We start from the raw sequence: 22,107 nt of genomic DNA, 5'->3' as shown, positions 1-22,107 counted from the left end.
TTCGGGCTGCTACTACAGTCGGGTCGTGCCCGGCGCGCCGCTCAAGCCGATGCTCGCGATGACCGGGCCGCTCCCGGCGGGTGACGGCTGGGCCTACGAGTTCAAGTGGGACGGCGTCCGCGCCCTGGCCGACATCTCCGGCGGCGGCCAGCACCTGTATGCCCGTTCCGGCGTGGAGATCACCGCCGCGTACCCGGAGCTGGCCACACTGCCCGAGCAGGTCGACGACGCGCTGCTCGACGGCGAGGTGGTGCTGCTCGGCCAGGGCGGGCAGCCGTCGTTCACCGCGCTGGCCGAGCGGATGCACGTACGGGACCGGAACAAGGCGGCCCGGTTGGCCGCGGTCATGCCGGTGACGTACATGATCTTCGACCTGCTCCGGTTGAACGGCGACGACCTGACCGGCTGGCCGTACGAGCGCCGCCGGGAGGCGCTGGACGCGCTCGCGCTCGGTGGCCTCCGGTGGGCGGTGCCGCCGACGTTCAACGACGGGCCGGCGACCTACGAGGCGGCCGGGGAGCACGGCCTGGAGGGTGTGATGGCCAAGCGGGTCGGGGCCGTCTACCGCCCGGGGGTGCGCTCGCCGGACTGGGTGAAGGTCAAGCTGGAGGTGACCGGCGACTTCGTCATCGGCGGTTGGCGACCGGGCGCGCGCCGGATCGGCGGGCTGCTGGTCGGGGTCCCCGGCCCGGACGGTCGGTTGATCTACCGGGGTCGGGTCGGTGGCGGGATCGGCGCGGCCATCGAGCGGCAGCTCCTCGCCGAGCTGGAGCCGCTGCGCTCCGGCGTGTCACCGTTCGCGCCGGGTGTGCCACGCGAGGATGCGCGGGGTGCCATCTGGGTAGAACCCCTGGTGGTGGTGGAGGTGAAGTACGGCCAGCGCACCCCCGACGGCCGGCTGCGCTTCCCCCGGGTGCTGCGGCTGCGCCCGGACAAGCCTCCGGAGGAGGTCGACGATGCCGACTGAGCGGCTACGGGTGGACGTCGAGGGCCGTGCGCTGGAGCTGTCCAACCTGGACAAGGTGCTCTACCCGGCGGCCGGGTTCACCAAGGGTGAGGTGATCGACTACTACACCCGGATCTCCCCGGTGCTGCTGCCGCACCTGCGGGACCGACCGGTCACCCGGATCCGCTTCCCCAACGGGGTGGACGACAAGTCGTTCTTCGAGAAGAACAAGCCGGCCGCGACCCCGGACTGGGTGCGGGTGGAGAATCTGCCCGCGCCCGGGTCGACGAAGGGCCGGGAGACCATCGACTACGTGGTCGCCGACGACCTGCCCACCCTGGTCTGGCTGGCGAACCTGGCCGCGCTGGAGCTGCACACACCGCAGTGGAAGGTCGGCCAGGACCCGGACATGATGGTCGTCGACCTGGACCCGGGGCCGCCGGCCGGGCTCGCCGAGTGTTGCCCCGTGGCGGTCCTGATGCGCGACCGCCTCGCCGACGACGGCATCGAGTCGTACCCGAAGACCTCCGGCAAGAAGGGCATGCAGCTCTGCTGCCCGATCGCCGGCACCCAGTCGTCGGATCTCGTCTCCGACTACGCCCGGCGGATCGCCCAGGAGTTGGAGCAGGCCCACCCGAAGCTGATCGTGTCGAAGATGGCGAAGAACCTCCGGCCGGGCAAGGTCTTCATCGACTGGAGTCAGAACAACGCGGCGAAGACCACAGTGGCGCCGTACTCGCTGCGAGCCCAGTCGGTGCCGTCGGTGTCGACGCCGCTGACCTGGGACGAGGTCGAGGCCGGCGCGCGCGGCCGGAAACCGGCCGTCCGCCAGTTCACCGCCGCCGAGGTCCTGGCCCGGGTCGAGGAGTACGACGACCTGCTCGCCCCCCTGCTCGACGGCGGCCCGGAACTGCCCACCCGCTGACGGGTGCGCGGCCCGGCGTCCACGTCGGTGGACGCCGGGCCGAGTCGGCTACCGGCTCAGCGGCGGCCGAAGACCTTGCGGCTGGAACCGAGGCGCAGGAGCACCGTCTCGCCGGTGGCGTCCTGGACCCCGTCGTTGTCGGTGATCGCGTACACCTCGCCGTTGCCGGCCACCGTCAGACCCTCCAGCTTTTCCTGCGTCCACCCGTTGGTGGCGCGCAGCGCGGGCAGCACGTCGACGGCGAGCGTCTTCGGCAGCACGGTCAGCGGACCGGTCGCCGCCGCACCGGGCAGTGGCACCGTGTAGATCCGCTTGACAGTGGCGGCCGGGCCGTTCAGCTTGTCCCGCTCGATGACCGCGAGCCGGTCACCGACCACTGTGATCTCGGAGAGGCCCATCCAGTCGCCGGGCACTGTGGTGGCCCCCAACCGGTACCCGAACCAACTCCAGGTGCCCGCCGCGACGTCGTAGCGGCCGAGCCGGACGATGCCGGCCGGGTCGGTGCTCAACTCCCGCTGCACGGCCACCCAGACGATCTCCCGGCCCTGCCGGTCGGTGGTCGCGGTGACCCCCTCCAGGCCCTGCTTACCGAGGCCGGCGGCGACCTCGGCGGGCAGCGCGACGGTCTGCCGGGTCACCCCGGCGGCGTCGAGCCGGACCAGCGTGTTCTCCGCGCCCTTGGCGCCCTCCACAGCGAGCCAGAAGCCGCCCTGCGGACGGGCGAAGATGCCCTCCGCGTCGTACCCGATCGGAGCGCCGGCCGCGTCCCGCACCGGCAGCGCGCCGGTGATCACGGCTGGGGTCCGCTTCGCGTCGACGGTGAGGATGCGGGTCTGGCCGTACGCCGCGTCGGTGACGCTGTAGAGCTGGTCCCGCTTGCCCGGGACGGCGCTCAGCGCGCCGAGTGCGCCCCAACCGGTCGGGGTGCCGGCCCGGTCGGTGCCGGAGACGATGCTCGGGAACGCCGGGGTGCCCTTGCCGAGCTGGAAGAGCGACACCGAGGCCCGCACGTTCACCGAAGCGTCGTCCTCCTCACTGGAGACCGCGAGCAGCCCGCGCGACGGGATGGGAAGCAGCCCCTCCGGCCCGTTGGTGGTCGGCAGGACCTGCCGGAAGACCGGCCGGGTGGGGTCGCCCAGGTCGTAGACGGCGACGAAGTTGCTCCGCTCCGAGCCGACGAAGGCGTAACGGACGCCGTCGTACTCGGCGACGGCCACGCCCTCCGGCTCGGTGCCCTTCTTGGCGGCCCGGTCCTCGTTGTGCAGCCCGTACGTGACGGCGAGCCGCTCGAAGGTGTTGCCGGCGTCCCAGGCGACGCGTCCGCTGCGACTGTCGAAGACCGACCAGCCACGGGTGCCGCCGTGCCAGTCGCCCTCATTGGCGGTGGCGAGATAGCTGTCGTCGACCCAGGCCACCGCGTCCGGCTCGCGCGGTACGTCGGTGATGCTGCCGGTCAGGTCGATGACACCGTCCTTCTTGGTGTCGATGCCGCTGATCGTGGCGGTGCCGGCGCTGAACACCTTGGTGATCCGACCGGTGGGCAGATCGATCAGGACGACGCCGTTGTTCTCCTGAAGCGTCACGGCCAACTGGTTGCGGCTGTTGATCGAGACGTACTCCGGCTCGGGGTCGGTCGGCGCGGCGAGGCCGGCCTGCGCCAGCGCGGGCAGCGCACTGCCGTCGGCCCCGGTCAGCGCGACCGGCCGCAGCCGCCAACCGGCCGGTGCCTTCCCGGCCAGGTCGACGATCTGCACGAAACCTGCGGGCGCCTGGGGCAGGTCGCCCTCCTCGCCGCCGGGCGGGGTGGCCTCCTCGTCGCGCTCGTTCTCGATGGCGATCGCCGCGTACCGCTTGTCAGTGCTGATCGCGATGGAGTCGGGCTGACCGCCGAGATCGAAGCTGGCCACCCGCTTCCGACTGGCCAGCTCGATCACGTCGAGTCGGCCGGACGGCGCGGTGTAGCTGGCGCTGGTGTTCACCACCACCAGCACGTACCTGCCGACCACGGCGACCGAGGTCGGCTCGTCCTCGGCGTTGCCGAGCTGGGCCAGGGAGAGCGTGCCGAGACCGCGCGGCCGGTCGGCACGGGAGATGTCCAGGAAGCCGATGCGCCGGGCCAGCGCGTCGGTGTGGATCAGGGTGCGACCGTCCTCGCTGACCGCGGAGATCTCGGCGACCGTCGCGGTCGTCGGATCCTCGCCGGCCGGACGGTTCTGGAACACCGGGTACGTGGCGACCCGGTCGAAGGCGAGCGAAGGGTGGTGGTGCGCGCCGGCCGACGCGGGGGTGGCCCCGGTCAGGCTGGCGGCGGCGACACCGGCTGCGGTGAGCGCGGTGAATGCTCTTCTGAGTGTCAAGGACTTCCTCCGTTAGGTCGTACCCGCACGGAGGCTGACAGTTGTTGGGGAGCGTCAGCTTGCGCCGACATGAACAGTCGGCGAAGCACCGCGCAGCCGCCACCAGGCACCCACGACCAGGGTGACCGTGACGACGGTGACCGCGACGTCGCCGGCCAGGGCCGCCGCCGGGCTCGCCGGGGAGTACGGCGGCACCAGGTACGCGAACGCGGAGGCCATGACCAGGCCCGCCGTGCCAGCCACGAGCACGTGCCGCTGCCCCCAACCGTTGCGGGACGACCAGTACGCGATCAGCCCACCGGCGGCGGCCGCTAGCGCCAGCGCGATCGCCATCCCCGCCCAACCGGGCGTCAGGTCGGAGCCGAGGCGGACCAGGACGACCGGCAGGCCCACCCAGAGCGGATGCGGCGCCCGACGGGCCCGGCGCGGGCGGGTGCGGCGCCAGCGGGGCAGCAGGGCGACCGCGACCAGTACGAGGACCAGCACCGCGGCGAAGGCCAGCTGGAGCGGGCTGGCCAGGAAGTTCTTCCGGCCGCTGCTGTCCGAGAAGATCAGCAGGCTGCCGAGCAGGTAGAGCACGCCGACCACGGCGAGACCGGGCCGGCCCAGCCACGGCTTCAGCCGTCGCTCCGGCCCGAGGAACGACTCGATGAGCACGATCGGCGCGCAGATGGTCAGCACGATGTGGTTGCCCACGTAGTCGAAGGCCTGCCGGAGGCTGAATTCGAGCCCCGGCACCAGCGTCGCCTCGGCGGCGGCGCGGGTGTCGGCGTACTGGGTGTCGTCGAGGAAGTCGCTGTTGAACAGCGACTGGTCGACCAGCCCGGCCTGGAGTACGCCGAACGCGGCGGCGAGCAGCACGATCGTCGGCCAACCCGCGCCGAGGTGCCGGGCGGTCTCCCGGATCAGGATCGCCGCGCCGCCGTACATCGGCCCCAGGAAGATGAGCACCGGGAGGAAGTCGTCAATGGCGAAGCCACCCCATGAGCACTCCGCCGCCCAGGGTGCGAGCAGCAGCAACGCGATCACCGGCAGGAGCCGCCGGCGCAGTGGCAGACGCGCAGCGGCGGCAGGGCGGTCGGAGGCGGCAGGGCGGTCGGCGGTGGGATGGTCGGCGGCGACGGGGTCGGGTCCAATCGGCACGGGCGCTCCTCGACGGCGTCGCGGGGGTCATCTACACCGTGCGCGGGCCACCCGGTCACCCGATACGGCCATCGGTCGGCGACCGGGGTGACCAAAGTCGTTGAGTACTGTGGTGCCGACGTCGACCCCGGGGAGCGTGGAGATGCAGCCAACCGTCACGGCCGACCTGGCGGCCCGACCCGTCGAGGTCGAGCTTCCGCTGCTCAGCTACCGCGACGAGGCGACCGGCGAGCGCGTCGACCTGACCGCACAGCAGGTCGGCTCGTGGGCGGCCCGCAGCGCGAGCCTGCTGCGGGACGGCTGCGGGCTCGGCCCCGGCAGCCGCGTAGCGGTCCTGCTGCCGCCGCACTGGCGTACCGCCGCGGTGTTGTTGGGCGCCTGGGCCTCCGGCCTGGCGGTGTCGTTCCGACCGCGCGCCACAGCGGGCCTGGCGGTGCTCGAACCCGGCGGCGACCGGCCGTTCGACGCCGTCTTCGTAACGCCGGAGCGGCAGGACGACTGGCTGGAGGACGTGCCGGACGCGCCGCACCGCTATCTCGTCGGCACCGGGCCGGGGCAGGTGGACGACGTGCCGTTGGGCTGGTTGGACTGGTCCGCCGAGGTGCTTCGACACGGCGACGCCGCGCCCGACCACACCGCCATCCACCCGTCGGACCCGGCCACCGCGGACGGCACCACCTACGGCCAGTGGGGTGCGCTCGCCCAGGAGTTCGCCGGGATGCTGGAGCTGCGTGCCGGTGACCGCCTGTTGGTCGACGCCGCGGAGACCGAGCAGCCGCTGAAGTGGTTGCTCGCGCCGCTCTCGGCCGGCGCTTCCGTGGTCATCAGCGCCAACCTCGACCCGTCGCGACGGGACGCGGTCGTCGCCGCCGAACGGGTGACCCGGGTCCTCTGAGGCCGTCTCGTCACCCGTCCGGTGGAGGCCATCCGTTCCGCCCGCTCTCATGTTTTTCCCGCTCCTACGCTTCGCCGAAGGCACGCGCGGTCAGTGCGCCGGCCACTGTGCACGTTGGCGGAGGGGACATGGCGTTGAGGCGTACCCGTCGGACTCTGGTTTCGGCGGTGGCCGGCGGCCTGCTCGCCCTCGGGGTGGTCGCGCCCGGTCCGGCGGCGCCGCCGCCCCGCGCTGCCCAGGCCGACGGCCCCACCGCCCCCGACCGGCGCGAGCCGCGCCCACCGCTGCTCCCCGCCGACTTCCAGGGCACCGGCCGGTACATCGTGCGTGACCTCGGCATCGACGTTCCGTTCAGCTGGCAGGGCCGGAACGGCAACAGTCAGATGACCGCCGGCGGCCCGGACCACCCGATCTGGTTCACGAACCTGATCTACGAGAACACGCTCTACACGCTCACCTACAGGTGGCCGAACATTCCGCTGTTCCCGCCCCGCGCGTGCAGCAAGATCCCGGGGTTCTTCAACCGGCAGATCTTCAACGACAAGCTGAAGACCTCCCGCTACGTGGGTCCGGAGATCCTGCAGGGTGACCAGGACCGGCACGTCGACCACTGGCGGGTCGGCGTCGTCGGCGGTTCGACAGTGCCGGGGGAGTTCTTCCGGTTCCCGCTCGCGCTCGGCGACATCTACGTCGACCAGCGGGACCCGAGCCGCTGGTGGCAGGTGTTGCAGTTCGGCCTGCAGAACCTCTTTGACCCGGAGCTGGACGAGTGGTTCACGATGCAGACGTTCGACCACCGCCCCGGCGAGGTCACACTCCCCGACCGCTGCCCACCCCCCACCTCGTAAGGCGCGCTGGTCACAGGGCGAACAGCAGGGCGGCGTCCAGGAGGACCACTACGGCGGTGGCGAAGTGGATGCCGAAGGCGACGGCCTTCGTCCCGCCGTTCCGCAGCACGATGACGGTGTCGCCAAGCGGGACGAGCGCGACGACCAGCATGAACCACGCGACCGCGTCGGCGGTGGTGAAGGCGATCAGGGTGAGGCCGAGCAGCCCGAAGGTGAGGTCCTTCAGGCCCTTGACCGTCAGGTAGGCGGGATCACCGTCCGGCCGGGCCGGAACGCCGTACCCCGCGGCTGCGGCCTGGGGCACCAGCAGGAACCGCAGACCGATAAAGGCAACGAAAAGGCTGAGTACGACGGCGAGCCCGTAGGCAAGGGGTGCCAGCATGAGTCTGCTCCAATTCCTAGCGGTGCTAGATGTGAGAGCGACGCTAGCAGAGCGCCGGCAGGATCGCTAGCGGTGCTAGGATCCTGTCATGTCGACACAGGCGCGCCGGCAGCGTGAGCGGGCTGAGCGGGAGCAGGCAATCATCAGCGCGGCACGGGACCTGGCGTTGGCAGAAGGCTGGGACGCGGTGACCACCCGGCGGCTCGCCGCCGAAATCGAGTACAGCCAGCCCGTCCTCTACAGCCACTTCAAGGGCAAGGACGCCATCATGGCGGCGGTAGCCGTCGAGGGCTTCGCCGAGCTGGCCAACGCCGTGGCCACGGCCCGAGCCTCGGCCGCCAGCCCCCGGCAGGCGGTCGCCGACGTGGCAGCCGCGTACGTCGCGTTCGCCCAGCAGCGGCCCGCGATCTACGACGCGATGTTCACCCTCGCCGTGGACCTGCCGTTCGCCACTCAGGACGTCCCGACGGACCTGGCCCGAGGCTTCGCCGAACTGTCCGAGACAGTGCGCCCGGTCGCTGGGGACGACGACCTGGAGACGGTCACCGAAACCTTCTGGGCCGGCCTGCACGGGCTGGTCACGCTGATGCGCAGCGGCCGACTCCGCCGCGCCGGCCACGACCACCGGCTGGCGGTGCTGGTGGCCCGCTTCTCCCGGTGAGCGCTGCCGCGCGCACCGAATTCACCGACCGCTGGGCCTGGGCGTGCGCCGGGCGCAGTGCGCGAGGTGGTCAACCGGCAGGGCGCACCGCGCGCCGCCGGGCAGTGGCCGATCACAGAAGACCCAATGTCGTACGCCCTGCTGGTCCTCCGCCGAGACGGTCACCCCGCCCGGCTCGACCCGCGCGCTGAGCCGGACCAATACCCGAGCGGCGGTACGCGCGAAGATCCGGGCGCGCAGCAGGTCAGGCGCGGTGATCGGCAGGTGGATCACCCAGCGGTCGCTCATCGGTAGCGGCGCTGTTCGAAGATCTGCCAGGGCTGCGGCGACTCTTCCCACCTTCTCGTCGGAGGTGGCTCGTCGCGTCGGCTCGCCGGCCGACGGGTCTGGTTGCGCACGGTGGTTGCCCTTCGTCGGATGGGATCGACGTGGAGGGGCGGTCTCCGCCGGTTGCGCTCGGCGGAGACCGCCCACCTGCGGCCGTTCGGGGGTACGGCAGCAGGTCCGCGCGGGGGAGCGCGGCGGGTGGGGCCTGAACAGCGATGCGAGACCAGTACGAGAGGCGCCAACCGACCGCAGCGGCACCGCATCACCGAGAGCGACGCTACCGATACCTGTCACCTCTGTCAACGCTCTCCTATCTTGCAAATCTCGCTGCTGTGGTTGCTGCTGCTTCCCTTCCAGTTGTTGCCGCTCTTTCACCCGGTGCTCGATACTGGGCGGGCCAACCGACTGCAAGGGGCCTCCGCGTGCCGATTCCCCCGACCATGAGCGAGTTGATCGATGATCTGCTGAGGCGGATCAAGGTGGGTGAGTTCCCGCCCGGGTCGCAGATACCGTCCACCCAGCAGCTGTCCGACCACTACGACGTGTCGGTGTCGACCATCCACCGTGCGGTGGCGAAGCTGCGGAAGCAGGACGTGCTCGTCGGACGTCCGGGGCGCGGGGTCTTCGTCGCGGAGTCCCGCATGCGCTGACGCTCGCTGGCTGCCCGGAGCACGGTGCACGAGGCGTGACTGCCTGAAGGGTGCATGAGGCGTGACTGCCTGAAGCGTTGCCCGAGGCGTGACTGCCCGGAGCGCGGTGCGCGGCTGCCCGGCGCTGCCAGTGGCCGCCGTCCACGCCGTACGGCTGATTCGTTTACGACATCAGCTCCATAGGGGGCGCGCGAGACACCACGTCCCCGCCCCGCGGCCGCACCCACCGCGCTGATCGACTCGGGTTTCAGGAAACCGGGGCATCGAAGCGCCCCGGACACCGCGACTTCCTGAAAACCGAGTCGATCAAGGCCGCGCGCGCGTCGTTAGTCGAGGGACGGCAGCGACGGGCCGAGGACGTCGTCGGCGTCGACGATCGTGTACGCGTACCCCTGCTCGGCGAGGAAGCGCTGCCGGTGTGCCGCGTATTCGGTGTCGATCGTGTCCCGGGACACCACAGTGTAGAAGTGCGCCTGCCGGCCGTCGGCCTTCGGCCGGAGCACCCGGCCCAACCGCTGCGCCTCCTCCTGCCGCGACCCGAACGTCCCCGACACCTGGATCGCCACCGCCGCCTCGGGCAGGTCGATGGAGAAGTTGCCGACCTTCGAGATCACCAGGGTGCGGATCTCCCCGGTGCGGAACGCGTCGAAGAGCCGCTCCCGCTCCTTGTTGGTGGTCGAGCCCTGGATGATCGGCGCGTCCAGGTACTCGCCGAGCTGGTGCAGCTGATCGATGTACGCGCCGATCACCAGCACCTGGTCGTCCGGGTGCCGGTCGACAAGCGCCTTGACCACCGGCAGCTTGGTGCGGGCGGTGGCCGCCATCCGGTAGCGCTCCTCGGCCTCCGCAGTCGCGTACGACATCCGCTCCGCGTCGGTCAGGGTCACCCGGACCTCGGTGCACTCGGCCGGGGCGATCCAGCCCTGCGACTCGATGTCCTTCCACGGCGCGTCGTACCGCTTCGGGCCGATGAGGCTGAACACGTCACCCTCGCGGCCGTCCTCGCGTACCAGAGTCGCGGTGAGGCCCAGCCGGCGGCGGGCCTGGAGGTCCGCGGTGAACCGGAAGATCGGCGCGGGCAGCAGGTGCACCTCGTCGTAGACGACCAGGCCCCAGTCGCGGGCCCCGAAGAGGTCCAGGTGGGTGAACGCGCCGCCGCGCCGCGAGGTGAGCACCTGGTACGTGGCGATGGTGACCGGGCGGATCTCCTTGCGCTCACCGGAGTACTCGCCGATCTCCTCCTCGGTCAGCGACGTGCGGGCGATCAGCTCCCGCTTCCACTGCCGGCCGGCGACCGTGTTGGTGACCAGGATCAGGGTGGTCGCCTTCGCCTCGGCCATCGCCGCCGCGCCGACCAGGGTCTTGCCGGCGCCACAGGGCAGCACCACCACCCCCGACCCGCCGGCCCAGAACGCCTCGACGGCCTCCCGCTGGTACGAGCGCAGCGTCCACGGCTTGCGCCCGTCCTTGCCGGCCTCGGCCAGCTCGATCGGGTGCGCCTCACCGTCGACGTAACCGGCCAGGTCCTCCGCCGGCCAGCCCAGCTTGAGCAGCGCCTGCTTGAGCCGGCCGCGCTCGGACGGGTGCACCCGGATGGTGTCGTCGTCGATCTTGTCGCCGAGCATCCCGGCGAGCTTCTTGCTCTTGGCCACCTCGATCAGCACCAGCCGGTCCAGTGCGCGCAGCACCAGCCCGTACGCCGGGTCGTTGGCGAGCTGAAGCCGGCCGTACCGGTCCATCGTGTCGGCCACGTCCACCAGCAGCGCGTGCGGCACCGGGTAGCGGGAGTACTTGAGCAGCGAGTCCACGACACCCTCGGCGTCGTGCCCCGCGGCGCGGGCGTTCCACAGACCCAGCGGGGTCAGGCGGTAGGTGTGCACGTGCTCCGGCGAGCGTTCCAGCTCCGCGAACGGCGCGATCGCCATCCGGCAGGCTTGCGCGTCGGGGTGGTCGATCTCCAGCAGCAGGGTCTTGTCCGACTGCACGATCAGTGGTCCACCGCTCACGCCAGCGTCCTCTCCTCGGTTGGCCGTCCGGCCGGGACGGGTCGCATACCCGCCGCTGGCCGACCATCCAGTGTTGCACGATGCGGGACGACGAAAGAAAGATGCTCACCGGCCGCAACCGTGACGGCACTCACGAACGTCTAGTAAAGGGACGACTGTCTGGGGAGGTGCCATGGAGCATGTCCGGATTACTTCCCGGCTGGTCACCCTTGTGGTGGTCGTGCTGGTCGGCGCGGGTGCGTGCGCGTTCGATCCGCAGTCCGGCGGGAGTGGTGGCGGGGGAGCCGCCCCAGCCGGTGCGGCGGAACAGGCAACGGGGGCGAGCGACACGTCCCGGCCGGACCAGCACGGCCGGCCCACGCCGGCCGTGCCCACCCCGAAACCCTCCCGGAAACCCACGCCGAAGCCGACCCGCACGGCAGCACCCACGACGACCCCCGGCACCGGTACGCCGACAGTCGCCGGCTGCCCCCAGGGCCAGCACCAGCGTGCCGTGGAGACCCACCTGGCCCGGTTGGGCGGGTTCGGGGCGGTGACAGTGGATGGTCGGCAGTCCGCCGCCGACTGCGCCGCGATCAAGAAGTTCCAGAAGAGGTACGGCATCCGCCCCGTCGAGGGTCGCGCCGGACCGACCACCCTCGACGTGGCCCAGCGCCTCGCCACCACCGACACGACCCGCTGCAAGGCCGGCACCGGCACCACGTTCTGCGTGGACCTGACCCGGCAGACCGTCTGGGCGCTCCGCGGCGGCAAGGTGATCATGGCGCCGACGGTGACCCGCACCGGCATGTCCGGCTACCGCACCCCGGCCGGCACGTACGCCGTCAACTACCGCAACCCCAAGGAGTGGTCCAACCCGTACGAGGTGTGGCTGCCGTACTGGCAGCACTTCACCCAGGGGATGGGCTTCCACGAGACCACCACCTACCTGCACGAGAAGTCGATCGGCTCGCACGGGTGCGTCAACCTCCTGCACGCGGACGCCGTCCGGATGTGGGAGCTCGGAAAGGTCGGCACCCGGGTCGTGCTGATCGGTCGGCGCCCCGGCACCTGAGCGACACGGAGCGAATCACGGCGGTAACCCCCTGTCCGACCGGACTTTCGAGTGTCACCCTGGGAGTCCAGGGCCGGACCGGGCGGGGAGGCTGGGCATGACGGTCGACCGTGACGTGATCGCGGAGCACGAGCAAGCATCACCCGACGAGGTGTCCCGAGCGACAGTGATCGCGTACGCCGTCGCCGCGACGCTCCTCCTCGGGTGGTTCCTCTTCGGCTGGCTGGTGCTCCAGCAGGGCTTCGTCGACTCGGTCGGGGAGTCCGCCGGCGCCGGCTTCGCGCTGCTGCTGATCATCTCGGTGGTCGGCACCGTACGCCGTAGCCGCCGCTGACCGACAGCGCCCGCGCGGGGCGCCGCCGGTCAGTCCGCCACCACCGCCGCGGTGATCCGGTGCAGCGCGAACGTGTGCAGCATCTCGGTCCGTTCGTCCTCGGCCCGCAGGTAGCCGGCACCGATCGAGACCGGCTTGAGCAGGCGCGACGCGGTCGCCCCGTGCGCGTCGACGTACCCGACCCAGACCAGCGCCTTGTCCCGGACCGCCTGCTGGAGCACCGCCAGGGCCTCGCTGTGGGTGTGCGCCGGCACCGGGCCGCCACCCAGCCCCGGCGCGCCGCCGCGCACCACCGCCGGTGCCCGTCGGGCCGCCCGCGCCGCCGCGTCACCGCGTCGGATGTGCTCCACCACGCCGAGCAGCCGGGGCATCGGCAGCTTCGGGGCGGCCAGCGGGTCGATCGTCCGAGTGGTCACCGACACCCGGGGCGGGGCACGCCGGATTCGCGGCCGGGCCAGCACTGTGCTGCCGGTGCCGTCCTCCTGCACCGGGGCGTACCCCACGTCGCGAAGCGCGCCCAGCAGCCGACCAACCTGATACTGCGTGCACAGCACCGTCGGGGCGAGCCGGCGCAGCGCCAACGACTCCAGCCGCCGGTCGGCCAGCACCTCGCTGATCAGCGTCTCGTCGTCGCTGCGCAGGTACGCCCCGGCCAGGCCGACCCGTAGCCCACCGTGCTTACGGGCCACGTCGTCGATCAGGTAGGTGAGCCCCTGCGGCACCGGGGTACGCGACCGGCGCCGGAACACGTCGTGCAGGTCGTTGGCCGTGTAGCCGGAATCCAGTGCCCGTCGCACGCTCGCCGTGGTCACCCGGTGCACGCTGGCCCCGCCGGCCGACTCGAGCTCGGTCATCGCCTCCAGCTCGACGGCGAGCGCCGGCTCGGGTGGGCCGGGCACCACCACGGTCAGATCGGCCTGCACCAGGAAGTGGTCGACCGGTGCGGGCAGCAACGCGTCCAATGCCCGGACGGCACTGGACGGGTCGCCGCTCTCGACGTCCGCGTGCACGCCCAGCGGGTCGTCGCCGCCCCGCTCGTCGGCCGACGTCAGGTCACCGAGCAGCAGCCGACCGTACGAGGTGAGCGCCCCCAAACCCGTCACGCCCAGCTGTGCGGCCTCGGCCAACACCTCCCGGTGGGCGGCCTCCCGGCCCCGGCTGCGGCGTGGGGCCCGCCAGTCCAGCAGGTCCTGCACCTCCTCCGGGGTGGGCGCCGTCGCCGGCTCCAGATCGACGAGTACGCCGAGCACCGCCCGCCGGGTGGCCGGCACGCTGGCCCGTTCGGCCTCGGCGGAGAGCGCGGTGATCGGCCGGTCCCGGTCGTCACGGCGGCCGACCAGCCCCACCTGCCGGGTCATTGTCAGCCAGGCTCGGGCGAGCTGCTCCCACCGTTGGGCCAGCGAGGCGGCCCGCCACACCTCGTACCCGCCGGTCGGCAGAACCTGCTGATCCGCCCCGTACCGGCCGGTGACCGAACCGGGCATCTCCAGCTCACCGACGAGCCCTGCCGCGTACGCGACCTCCAGCAGCAGCGCCGTGGTCGGTTCGTCCAACCCGGCGGTACGCGCCAACCGGCGCAGATCCCGCACACCGATGCCGCCCGAACGCAGCACCGGCGCGGGTTCGTCGGCGAGCTGCTCCAGCAGCCCTTCGGTGTGCCGGACCACCTCCATGGTCTGCCCGGCCCCGGCCGAGTCGACAGCCTTCGGCTCACGCGGCGCGGCGGCCACCTGCGGTGGGCTGGTGCGCAGGGGCCCGAGCGGACCGCTGTCGCGGCGCAGCAGCAGGCCGACCTCGCGGGGCAACTCCACAGTTCCGCTGGCCGTGGACGAGCCGGTCGTCACCGGGACCAGCAGCCGGTTGTCGACGAGCCACCGCACCGGGGAGCCGGTCGGCGCGCCACCGTTGGTCGGGTCGGTGAGGACCGGGTCCTCCGCGCCGAGTGGCGGCGCCTGCAACGCCCCCGGCGGCACGCTGCCCACCGGCGGGCCGGCCGCCAACCGGTCCAGGATCGCCCGGGCCGAGGGCGGGGCGGCGAGCACCGTCCGTCGCAGCTTCGCCGGGTCCGCGCAGAGCGCAGCCGTGCGCGGGTCCAGCTCCGCGGCGGGCCGGCCGAGCCCAGCGGGGTGCGGGGAGACTTCGTCGACGGCGGGTACCACCCGGAGCGCGTGCTCCGGGCCGTACAGCAGGAAGAGCGCACGCAGTCGGCCCACGGCGGCCCGGACGGCCGTCGGAGCCGGCGGTTGCGGCCCGGCGGTCGCCATCGCGAGCACGGTGTCGGTGGCCGTGGTGGCGTCGTCCGGATTTCGGGTGAGGCGGGCGGCGTCGAGGATCTGGAGGGTGAACTGGTCCAGACCGTCCAGAGCGCGGGCCACGGAGACCCGGGACTGGGCCCGGATGGCCAGGGCGGAGACGTCGGCCGGCACGGGCACGACGAGGTCGGGCCGCAGCTGGAGGAGCGCGGCCAGTGACTCGTCGGGCAGCGACCGCAGGTGGTCGGCGAGTGAGGTGGTCATCGTCTTTCCACGCTAGCCCGGCACTGGGCTTCCGCGCCCCTCGGACGTCCGGCCGACTGGGAGTAGCCGGTACGTTTCTCGACATGCCCGCACTGACCGTCGGATTCGACCTCGACATGACCCTGGTGGATTCCCGCCCCGGCATCGCCGCTGCGTACCGGGCACTGACCGCGAGGACCGGGGTGCCGGTCGACGCCGAACTGGCGGTGTCCCGGCTCGGGCCGCCGCTGCGTACCGAGATCGCGCACTGGTTTCCCCCGGATCAGGTCGAGTCGGCCGTGCGGGTGTACCGCGAGCTGTATCCGGCGTACGCGATCACCCCGACGCTCCTGCTGCCCGGCGCGCGGGAGGCCATCGACGCGATCCGTGCGCGGGGTGGCCGGGTGCTGGTCGTCACGTCCAAGATCGGCCGGCTGGCCCGGCTGCACCTGGACCACCTCGGCCTCGCTGTCGACGAGTTGGCCGGCGACCTGTTCGCCGAGCAGAAGGCGACAGCGCTGCGGGAGCACGGCGCCACCCACTACGTCGGTGACCACGTCGCGGACATGGTGGCGGCGGCAGCGGCCGGGGTGCCCGGCATCGGTGTCGCGACCGGCCCGTGCTCCTCCGCTGAGCTGCGCGAGGCCGGGGCGGAAGTGGTGCTGAACGAGCTCACCGAATTCCCAGCGGCGCTCGACGGGATGATCCAGCTAGCCTTGGAGCAGTAGCGGCTCAAGTGAAGCAGGGGTTTTCAGGTGCCTACGGGTCGAGTGAAGTGGTACGACACGGCCAAGGGATACGGCTTCGTCACGAGTGACGAGGGCGGCGACGTGTTCCTGCCCAAGGGGGCACTGCCGGCGGGTGTCACCGACCTCAAGGGTGGCCAGCGGGTCGACTTCAGCGTGGTGGACAGCCGTCGGGGCGCGCAGGCCATGGGAGTCAAGCTGCTGGACGCGCCGCCGTCGATGGCGGAGCTGCGCCGTCGGCCGGCCGAGGAGCTGCACGGCCTGGTCGAAGACATGATCAAGGTGCTGGAGGCGAAGGTCCAGCCGGACCTGCGCCGGGGTCGGTACCCGGACAAGAAGTCCGCGCAGAAGATCGCTCAGTTGGTCCACGCGGTGGCCCGCGAGCTGGAGGTCTGAGGCACCAGGCCGGCGGTGGCGGCCCGGTCGAGCAGTGCCGCCACCGCGGCGAAACCGGCCTCGCCCAGGTCTGCGGTGAACTCGTTGACGTAGAGGCCGATGTGCCGGTCCACCACGTCGAGTTCCATCTCCTGGGCGTGCGCCAGCACGTACTCCCGGCTGGCGGCCGGGTCCGCCCACGCCTGCCGGACCGACTCGCGGACCCAGCCGGCCGCGGCCTCCGGGTCCACCGCCCCACGACGGGCCAGGATCGCGCCGAGGGGGATGGGCAGGCCGGTGTCGGCCTCCCACCACTCGCCGAGGTCGACAAGGGCGCTCAGGCCGTGTCGGTGGTAGGTGAATCGGGCCTCGTGGATGACCAGCCCGGCGTCGTAACGCCCAGCCGCCACGCCCGGCATGATCTCGTGGAACGGCACCACCTCGATCCGGGCCGGCGGCCGCCCGGCCGACCAGAGCCGGAACAGCAGGTACGCGGTGGTCCGGTCACCCGGCACCGCCACCGTGGCGCCGGTCAGGTCGGTGCGGTCCGGCCCGCCGTCGCGGTCGCCCCGGGTGAGCACCAGTGGGCCACAGCCGCGGCCGAGCGCGCCGCCGCAGGGCAGCAGGTGGTAGTCGTCGAGCAGCCAGGGCAGCGCCGCGAAGCTCACCTTCACCAGGTCGAACGCGCCCCGCTCGGCCGCCGTGTTGGTGACGTCGACGTCGGCGTACGTCACCTCGACCGGCGGCGCGCCGGGCACCCGCCCGTGCACCAGCGCGTGGAAGACGAACGTGTCGTTGGGGCAGGGCGAGATCGCCAGGGAGAGCGCCACCCCCTCACGTTAGCCCCGCCCTCTGCCCGGGGCCCGTGCCCACCCCGCAACTGTGATCCGCGACCACGACCCTGATCCGCGACTGGCGCCCGACACCCGTAAGCGTGATCCGCGTCGGATCGGGCGGCGGCCCGAACTCCGACGAATGCCCGCCGGGTGAACGACGCGCCGAAGCGGCTGGCCCAGCAGGGGCGGGCACCCTCCCCACTCTCCCTTTGGAGCTGATGCCGTAAACGAATCGCCCAGAGTCGGTGACCGTGGTCCGGAGCTGGGTCCTGGCCCGCAAGCCCGCAAGCCAGCAGTTCAGAGCCGGGGCCGGAGGCCGGGCGCTGGCGTTGAGGGTCGGGGGCTGAGGGCCGCCGGTCGAGGGTCGGGGGCTGGGGGCTGAGGGCCGCCGGTCGAGGGTCGGGGGCTGGGGGCTGGGGGCCGACGGTCGGGGGCTGGGGGCCGACGGCCGAGGGTTGAGTGCTGGAGCTGAGGGCTGACGGCCGAGGTCTGAGGGCTGGGAGCCGACGGTTGAGGGCTGCGAGCCGAAGGTTGAGGGCTGGGAGCTGGGAGCGGCTGGACCGCGGCGGGGCCCGAGAAAGTGGTGATGCCGCAAACGATTCAGCTCCAAAGGGATCCGCAGAAGTAGGTCATCCACCGGTCGGAGGGGTTGTCCACAGGGTTATCCACAGCCAGACGAAGGGTGTTGATAGCTCGCTGACGAGTCGGGAACATCGGACTGTGACCGAGGCGAGTGACCACATCGACGAGGCCGACGGAGCCGACGGAGCCGATCTCGGCCCGGCGCTCCGTGCACTGCGTCGGCGGGCCGATCTGAGTCAGCGGCAGTTGGCCGAGAAATCCGGGGTGCCGCAGCCGACGCTGGCCCGGATCGAGTCGGGGCGGGCGGTCGATCCCCGATTCCGGACAGTGGAGCGCCTCGTGCGGGCGGCAGGTGGGGAGGTGGCGATTGGCGTCCCACCATTGATCTCCGGCGTCAGCGAACCCACGCCGGTCCCGCATGACGACATGCGGGACGAGGCAGGCCGCCGGTACCCGGCTCACCTGGACGTCTGGCCGGTCCACGAGCCTCGGGACTGGCCCGGCGCCTGGTGGGCGGAGTGGTACCGGTTGCCGCCTGAGCGGTATCCACTTCCGCTGCCACCGGCCGCCTACGAGCTGAACCGGCGCTATCGCGACAACCGGCGGTGGGGTGCCGAGGTCCGGCGGACTACGCAGGTGCGTCGGGTGACCGGTAGCGACCTGCCGGCCACCTGCTGGCGGTACGTCGCCGAGCTTCCCGACGGGCAACTGGTTGGTGAGCTGCGGGCCCATGAGCGCAGCCCGTTTCTGGAGTACGGGGAGTGGCATCCGGACCAGCCGGAGCGGGAGATGGTGCTCGACGGCGTACTCGTTGATGCCCGGTACCGGCGGTTGGGGCTTGGGCGTCGGCTGGTGACCGCACTGGTGACCGGGATGCGCGAGGCGGGCATCGACGACGCGGCCGCAATCGCCGAGGGATCCGGCACCGACCTGCTGCGGGCGTGCGGCTTCGAGATCGAGGCACGCCGTCCAGCCGCACTGCGCCTGGGCCACCGTGGCAAACGCTGCTTCTCCTGAGCGCGCCGCCCGGTCAGCGCAGCGCCGGGGCTGCCGCGGTCAGGGCGGCGAGGGCTTCGTGCAGCCGCCAGGCGTCCCGGTCGCGGGGGCCGATCGGGTTGGAGATGGTGCGTAGTTCGGCGAAGGGCACCCCGGCCTGCGCCGCGGCGATCGCCACGCCGTACCCCTCCATGGCTTCGGCGACCGCTTCCGGATGCCTCCGGCGCAGCTCGTCGGTGCTGGTGGTGGTGCCGGTGACGGTGCTAACCGTGAGCACCGGGCCGGCCGTGGCCGTCGGGAGGGCGGCCCGCAGTGCCGCCAGCAGGCCCGGGTCCGCCGGCATTCTGCTGCCGGCGCCGAGCATCGCGAGCGGCATGCCCAGCTCGTCGACGGGGATGAAACCGTCGGGCGACTCGGCGCCCAGGTCGGCGGCGATGCTGGCGGTGCCGAGCACCGTGTCGCCGACTTCGGCCCGGCCGGTGAAGCCGCCGGCCACACCGGCGCTGACCACCGCACGGTACGGGCGGCCGGCGGCCTCGGCCAGCGCCAGCAGCCGGGCGGTGGCGGCACCGGCGACGGCCGGGCCCACACCGATCGGGGTGACGGTCACGGTGCGGTCGGTCAGCCCGGCGCGGACCGCGTCCGCCTCGGCGGGAACCGCCGTCACCACCAGCAGACCGGTCACGAGAGTGAGCCGGGGGACTCGCGCCGGGTTTCGTCGTCGGCCCCGCCTCCCGGGCCGCCAACCGCCGACGACGGGCGGTAGATGTGGTAGCCCGGCGGGGCGAGGCTCGGGTCGTCGTGCTGCGGGGAGCTGCTCTGGGCCGGTGCCGGTGCCGGTGATGTGGGCGCGGGGTCTCCGGGCTCGTCCGCCAGCTCGGCCTCGGTCAGCTCGTCGTCGCCGAGCGGCCGGCCGGCCAGCTTTTCGCCGCGCAGCCGGGCGGCGGCCAGTACACCTCGGATCGCGGCCAGTACGCCGACCCCGGCGGCCACGGCGATGCCCATCCGACCATCGAACGGCACCAGCCCCAGCCCGCCGCCGGCGACGAAGGCGAGCATCAGCACTGTTTCGGAATGGGCGAAGGAACTGGCCCGCAACCGTTCCGGGATGCGCTCCTGGATCGAGGCGTCCACGGCCAGCTTGGCTATCCCGCTGGCCATCGCGGCGACCAGGCAGAGCAGGGCGACCATCAGCAGCGAGAACTGGATGACGGCGAGCACCGCCACCCCGGCCACGATGATCATGCTGCTGGACTGGATGGCGGTCGGCCGATGGATGCGCAGTCGGGTGCCGATGGCGGTGGCCAGGAAGGTGCCGACCGCGAGCGCGCCGCCGACCACACCCAACGCCCACTCGGCGCCCAGATCCCGACCGAACACGACAGTGGTCAGGTCGCCCTTCTTGATCGCGAAGGCGAGGAAGAGCAGCAGGAAGCCGTAGAGCGCGCGTAGCGTCGCCGCGCCGATCAGGGTGGCGATCACCAGCCGGCCGGACGGTCGGCCCCGGCCCAGCGGCCGGTCGCCACGGCGACGGCCCAGCGCGCGCAGTGGCCGGGGGACCCGCTCCGGTGGCTCCGAGTCGGCCTTCGGTGGCAGCCGCAGCGAGATCACCATGCCGACCAGGAAGATCACCGACGCGACCCGTAGCGGCCACTGCGGCCCGAACCAGAACGCGGCCAACCCGATCGGCGCCACCAGCGCGCCCGCGACCGTGCCGTAGACGCTGGCCCGGGCACCCACCTGGGACAGGCCGAGGCCCTCCGGCAACAACCGGGGCACCGCCGCGGAGCGGGCCACGCCGTACGCCCGGGAGAGCGCGAGCACCCCGAACGCGGCCGGATAGAGCCCGAAGCCGTGGATGTAGTCGGAGATCAACCAGGCCAGGAAGGCGCGGCCGAGCATCGTCGCGGCCAGGGCGTACCGCCGGCCGTGCCGGAAGTGATCCAGCAGCGGGCCCACCACCGGGGCGAGCATCGCGAACGGCACCATGGTCACCAGCAGGTAGAGGGCGACCTTGCTGCGGGCCTCGCCGAGCGGCACGTTGAAGAAGATCGTGCCGGCCAGACCAATGGCGATCAGAGTGTCACCGGCACAGGAGAGCGCGTGCAGGTCGAACAGGCGAACCATGCCGACCTCGCCGCCGGCGCCCCGGGCGCGGGCCCGACCGGCCCGGCGGGTCACCCAGCGGCCGCTGCCCACCGAACCGCGCAACAGCAGGCGGATGGCGCGAATGCCGGTGCCGACGGTCCGACCGAGGACGGATCGCCCGGAGCGGGAGTACGACGGCATGTGCACCATCCTCGCCCATCCGATCCGGGTACGCCGCACCACCGCTGGGAAAGGTTCCCCGGGAGTCCCTGTCACCCCTGCGAGGCGCATGGGGAACAATGGTGAGGTGACCAGGCCCGCCTCCACCCGCGCCGCCCGTCTCGACCAGGTCTGCGCCGCCGCCGTCGAGGTGGCCCGCGCAGGCATCACCGAGGTGGACGCCGACGATGTCGGCGACCACCTGCAGGTCGTGGCCGAGGGTGATCGGCTGGTCACCCACTACTTCGAATGCCGCCTCGCCGGCTACAACGGCTGGCGCTGGGCCGTCACCGTCACCCGGGTGCCACGCAGCAAGACGGTGACCATCTGCGAGACGGTGTTGCTGCCCGGCCCGGACGCGCTGCTCGCGCCCGGCTGGTTGCCCTGGCAGGAGCGTCTCAAGCCGGGCGATCTGGGCCCGGGCGACCTGCTCCCGACCTCCCCCGACGACGATCGACTGGTCCCGGGTTACCTGCTCTCCGACGACCCGGCGGTCGAGGAGACGGCGTGGGAGTTGGGTCTTGGGCGCGCCCGTGTGCTCTCCCGGGAGGGGCGCATCGACACGGCGCAGCGCTGGTACGAGGGTGACCACGGCCCCGCCGCGGCCATCTCGACCGCCGCTCCGACCGCCGCCCGCTGCGGCACCTGCGGCTTCTACCTGCCGCTGGCCGGTGCGATGCGGCAGGCATTCGGGGCGTGTGGCAACTTCTACGCCCCCGATGACGGCCGGGTGGTGAGCGCCGATCACGGTTGCGGCGCTCACTCCGAGACGTTGATCGAGGCGGCCGAGACCGCTGTCGAGGAACTGCCCACGGTGTACGACGACAGCGCCGTGGAGGCCATGTCGGTCAGCCGGGCCCCGGGCTCGGTCGAGGCCGCTGAGCCGGCGGAGCCGTACGGGCACTCCTGATCGTCCGCGCCGGAGTGCTCCGGCGCGGTGGCCAGGTCACCTCGCGCGGCGGCGGCGTCGGTTGGCGTCGTGCCGCATCATCACGGCGAGGCCCGGAAAGCCCCAGAGGAAACCGGCGAGGCAGGTCCAGAGCCAGTTCTGGTGACCGTGGTCGGTCAGCCAACCCCGGAAGAAGATCAGCAGGACCAGCCCGGCCACCGCCCACGCGATCAACCCGGCGAGGGCGAACGGCACCATCGGCGGATCCAGTGGTGCGGGCCGCGGTGGCTGCTCGTTCGGCATTCGGCAAGCGTACGGGATCTGCTTCCCCTGCCCACCGACGATCTGGGACG

General features: G+C 72.2%; 22 protein-coding genes. 12 read left to right on the top strand and 10 right to left on the bottom strand.

Going from position 1 to position 22,107, the window contains the following annotated elements; translation table 11 throughout:
* Positions 1-25: 25 nt before the first annotated feature.
* The gene (gene ligD, locus IW248_RS23040) at positions 26-967 is read left to right on the top strand and encodes a non-homologous end-joining DNA ligase (RefSeq protein ID WP_196928656.1); all 942 of its coding nucleotides are present in this window, start codon (positions 26-28) and stop codon (positions 965-967) included.
* On the top strand, positions 957-1,871 hold the full coding sequence (gene ligD / locus IW248_RS23035; protein ID WP_196928655.1) for a non-homologous end-joining DNA ligase: 915 nt from the start codon (positions 957-959) through the stop codon (positions 1,869-1,871). Before ligD (IW248_RS23040) ends, ligD (IW248_RS23035) begins: the two co-directional genes overlap by 11 nt.
* Before the next feature lie 56 nt (positions 1,872-1,927).
* On the opposite strand, the gene IW248_RS23030 is transcribed toward ligD (IW248_RS23035), so the two are convergent.
* Positions 1,928-4,228, bottom strand: a complete 2,301-nt coding sequence (locus IW248_RS23030) for an esterase-like activity of phytase family protein (protein WP_196928654.1) — start codon at positions 4,226-4,228, stop codon at positions 1,928-1,930.
* A 54-nt stretch (positions 4,229-4,282) separates the two neighbouring features.
* Positions 4,283-5,371, bottom strand: coding sequence for a hypothetical protein (locus tag IW248_RS23025; RefSeq protein ID WP_307788164.1), 1,089 nt, complete (start codon positions 5,369-5,371; stop codon positions 4,283-4,285).
* Between the two features lie 142 nt (positions 5,372-5,513).
* Here IW248_RS23025 and IW248_RS23020 point away from each other — a divergent pair, with 142 nt between their 5' ends.
* The gene (locus IW248_RS23020; protein ID WP_196928653.1) at positions 5,514-6,266 is read left to right on the top strand and encodes a TIGR03089 family protein; all 753 of its coding nucleotides are present in this window, start codon (positions 5,514-5,516) and stop codon (positions 6,264-6,266) included.
* A gap of 128 nt (positions 6,267-6,394) precedes the next feature.
* Complete coding sequence (locus IW248_RS23015; RefSeq protein WP_196928652.1) at positions 6,395-7,114, top strand: hypothetical protein; 720 nt, start codon at positions 6,395-6,397, stop codon at positions 7,112-7,114.
* 10 nt (positions 7,115-7,124) lie between these two features.
* Here the strand turns inward: IW248_RS23015 and IW248_RS23010 are convergent, their stop codons facing one another.
* Positions 7,125-7,496: a DUF4267 domain-containing protein gene (locus IW248_RS23010; RefSeq protein ID WP_196928651.1), complete on the bottom strand. Its 372-nt coding sequence runs from the start codon at positions 7,494-7,496 to the stop codon at positions 7,125-7,127.
* 88 nt (positions 7,497-7,584) lie between these two features.
* Here IW248_RS23010 and IW248_RS23005 point away from each other — a divergent pair, with 88 nt between their 5' ends.
* Positions 7,585-8,157, top strand: a complete 573-nt coding sequence (locus tag IW248_RS23005) for a TetR/AcrR family transcriptional regulator (protein ID WP_196928650.1) — start codon at positions 7,585-7,587, stop codon at positions 8,155-8,157.
* Positions 8,158-8,178: 21 nt separating this feature from the next.
* On the opposite strand, the gene IW248_RS23000 is transcribed toward IW248_RS23005, so the two are convergent.
* Positions 8,179-8,445, bottom strand: coding sequence for a hypothetical protein (locus tag IW248_RS23000; RefSeq protein WP_196928649.1), 267 nt, complete (start codon positions 8,443-8,445; stop codon positions 8,179-8,181).
* Between the two features lie 461 nt (positions 8,446-8,906).
* Between IW248_RS23000 and IW248_RS22995 the strand changes: the two genes are divergently transcribed.
* Positions 8,907-9,134, top strand: coding sequence for a winged helix-turn-helix domain-containing protein (locus tag IW248_RS22995; RefSeq protein ID WP_196928648.1), 228 nt, complete (start codon positions 8,907-8,909; stop codon positions 9,132-9,134).
* Between the two features lie 326 nt (positions 9,135-9,460).
* Here the strand turns inward: IW248_RS22995 and IW248_RS22990 are convergent, their stop codons facing one another.
* Positions 9,461-11,140: a DNA repair helicase XPB gene (locus IW248_RS22990; protein ID WP_196928647.1), complete on the bottom strand. Its 1,680-nt coding sequence runs from the start codon at positions 11,138-11,140 to the stop codon at positions 9,461-9,463.
* Positions 11,141-11,312: 172 nt separating this feature from the next.
* On the opposite strand from IW248_RS22990, the gene IW248_RS22985 reads away from it, so the two are divergent.
* Both IW248_RS22985 and IW248_RS22980 read left to right on the top strand, forming a co-directional pair.
* On the top strand, positions 11,313-12,194 hold the full coding sequence (locus tag IW248_RS22985) for a L,D-transpeptidase family protein (RefSeq protein ID WP_196928646.1): 882 nt from the start codon (positions 11,313-11,315) through the stop codon (positions 12,192-12,194).
* A 97-nt stretch (positions 12,195-12,291) separates the two neighbouring features.
* Complete coding sequence (locus IW248_RS22980) at positions 12,292-12,528, top strand: hypothetical protein (RefSeq protein WP_196928645.1); 237 nt, start codon at positions 12,292-12,294, stop codon at positions 12,526-12,528.
* Between the two features lie 29 nt (positions 12,529-12,557).
* On the opposite strand, the gene IW248_RS22975 is transcribed toward IW248_RS22980, so the two are convergent.
* The gene (locus IW248_RS22975) at positions 12,558-15,044 is read right to left on the bottom strand and encodes a helicase-associated domain-containing protein (protein ID WP_196928644.1); all 2,487 of its coding nucleotides are present in this window, start codon (positions 15,042-15,044) and stop codon (positions 12,558-12,560) included.
* A gap of 83 nt (positions 15,045-15,127) precedes the next feature.
* Between IW248_RS22975 and IW248_RS22970 the strand changes: the two genes are divergently transcribed.
* Positions 15,128-15,751: an HAD family hydrolase gene (locus tag IW248_RS22970; RefSeq protein ID WP_196928643.1), complete on the top strand. Its 624-nt coding sequence runs from the start codon at positions 15,128-15,130 to the stop codon at positions 15,749-15,751.
* Between the two features lie 27 nt (positions 15,752-15,778).
* Positions 15,779-16,165 (top strand): cold-shock protein, encoded by a 387-nt coding sequence (locus IW248_RS22965; RefSeq protein ID WP_030486362.1) that lies wholly within the window; start codon positions 15,779-15,781, stop codon positions 16,163-16,165.
* On the opposite strand, the gene IW248_RS22960 is transcribed toward IW248_RS22965, so the two are convergent.
* Positions 16,126-16,974: a 1,4-dihydroxy-6-naphtoate synthase gene (locus IW248_RS22960; protein WP_196928642.1), complete on the bottom strand. Its 849-nt coding sequence runs from the start codon at positions 16,972-16,974 to the stop codon at positions 16,126-16,128. The genes IW248_RS22965 and IW248_RS22960 overlap by 40 nt on opposite strands.
* A 726-nt stretch (positions 16,975-17,700) precedes the next feature.
* Here IW248_RS22960 and IW248_RS22955 point away from each other — a divergent pair.
* On the top strand, positions 17,701-18,579 hold the full coding sequence (locus IW248_RS22955; protein WP_307788162.1) for a helix-turn-helix domain-containing protein: 879 nt from the start codon (positions 17,701-17,703) through the stop codon (positions 18,577-18,579).
* A gap of 13 nt (positions 18,580-18,592) precedes the next feature.
* Here IW248_RS22955 and IW248_RS22950 read toward each other — a convergent pair whose 3' ends face one another.
* A complete protein-coding gene (locus IW248_RS22950; RefSeq protein ID WP_196928641.1) occupies positions 18,593-19,243 on the bottom strand; it encodes a futalosine hydrolase in 651 nt (216 codons plus the stop codon).
* Positions 19,240-20,847 (bottom strand): MFS transporter, encoded by a 1,608-nt coding sequence (locus IW248_RS22945; RefSeq protein WP_196928640.1) that lies wholly within the window; start codon positions 20,845-20,847, stop codon positions 19,240-19,242. The genes IW248_RS22950 and IW248_RS22945 overlap by 4 nt, the downstream gene beginning before the upstream one ends.
* A gap of 88 nt (positions 20,848-20,935) precedes the next feature.
* Between IW248_RS22945 and IW248_RS22940 the strand changes: the two genes are divergently transcribed.
* The gene (locus tag IW248_RS22940) at positions 20,936-21,775 is read left to right on the top strand and encodes a DUF3027 domain-containing protein (RefSeq protein WP_231396406.1); all 840 of its coding nucleotides are present in this window, start codon (positions 20,936-20,938) and stop codon (positions 21,773-21,775) included.
* Positions 21,776-21,811: 36 nt separating this feature from the next.
* On the opposite strand, the gene IW248_RS22935 is transcribed toward IW248_RS22940, so the two are convergent.
* Positions 21,812-22,057, bottom strand: coding sequence for a DUF2530 domain-containing protein (locus IW248_RS22935; protein ID WP_091395273.1), 246 nt, complete (start codon positions 22,055-22,057; stop codon positions 21,812-21,814).
* Positions 22,058-22,107 lie beyond the last annotated feature (50 nt).

Source organism: Micromonospora ureilytica (genome assembly GCF_015751765.1).
Taxonomy (GTDB): domain Bacteria; phylum Actinomycetota; class Actinomycetes; order Mycobacteriales; family Micromonosporaceae; genus Micromonospora; species Micromonospora ureilytica.
The sequence above is the reverse complement of the archived record's forward strand: the minus strand, read 5'-3'. Positions and strand labels throughout refer to the sequence as shown.

Bases quoted from the DNA above. Each gene is read 5' to 3' on its own strand.
- IW248_RS22970 (WP_196928643.1), top strand. From the start codon at position 15,128: ATGCCCGCACTGACCGTCGGATTCGACCTCGACATGACCCTGGTGGAT.
- IW248_RS22980 (WP_196928645.1), top strand. From the start codon at position 12,292: ATGACGGTCGACCGTGACGTGATCGCGGAGCACGAGCAAGCATCACCC.
- IW248_RS22935 (WP_091395273.1), bottom strand. From the start codon at position 22,057: ATGCCGAACGAGCAGCCACCGCGGCCCGCACCACTGGATCCGCCGATG.
- IW248_RS22985 (WP_196928646.1), top strand. From the start codon at position 11,313: ATGGAGCATGTCCGGATTACTTCCCGGCTGGTCACCCTTGTGGTGGTC.
- IW248_RS22940 (WP_231396406.1), top strand. From the start codon at position 20,936: ATGGGGAACAATGGTGAGGTGACCAGGCCCGCCTCCACCCGCGCCGCC.
- IW248_RS23015 (WP_196928652.1), top strand. From the start codon at position 6,395: ATGGCGTTGAGGCGTACCCGTCGGACTCTGGTTTCGGCGGTGGCCGGC.
- IW248_RS23020 (WP_196928653.1), top strand. From the start codon at position 5,514: ATGCAGCCAACCGTCACGGCCGACCTGGCGGCCCGACCCGTCGAGGTC.
- IW248_RS22975 (WP_196928644.1), bottom strand. From the start codon at position 15,044: ATGACCACCTCACTCGCCGACCACCTGCGGTCGCTGCCCGACGAGTCA.
- IW248_RS23005 (WP_196928650.1), top strand. From the start codon at position 7,585: ATGTCGACACAGGCGCGCCGGCAGCGTGAGCGGGCTGAGCGGGAGCAG.
- IW248_RS23000 (WP_196928649.1), bottom strand. From the start codon at position 8,445: ATGAGCGACCGCTGGGTGATCCACCTGCCGATCACCGCGCCTGACCTG.
- ligD (WP_196928655.1), top strand. From the start codon at position 957: ATGCCGACTGAGCGGCTACGGGTGGACGTCGAGGGCCGTGCGCTGGAG.
- IW248_RS23010 (WP_196928651.1), bottom strand. From the start codon at position 7,496: ATGCTGGCACCCCTTGCCTACGGGCTCGCCGTCGTACTCAGCCTTTTC.
- IW248_RS22945 (WP_196928640.1), bottom strand. From the start codon at position 20,847: ATGCCGTCGTACTCCCGCTCCGGGCGATCCGTCCTCGGTCGGACCGTC.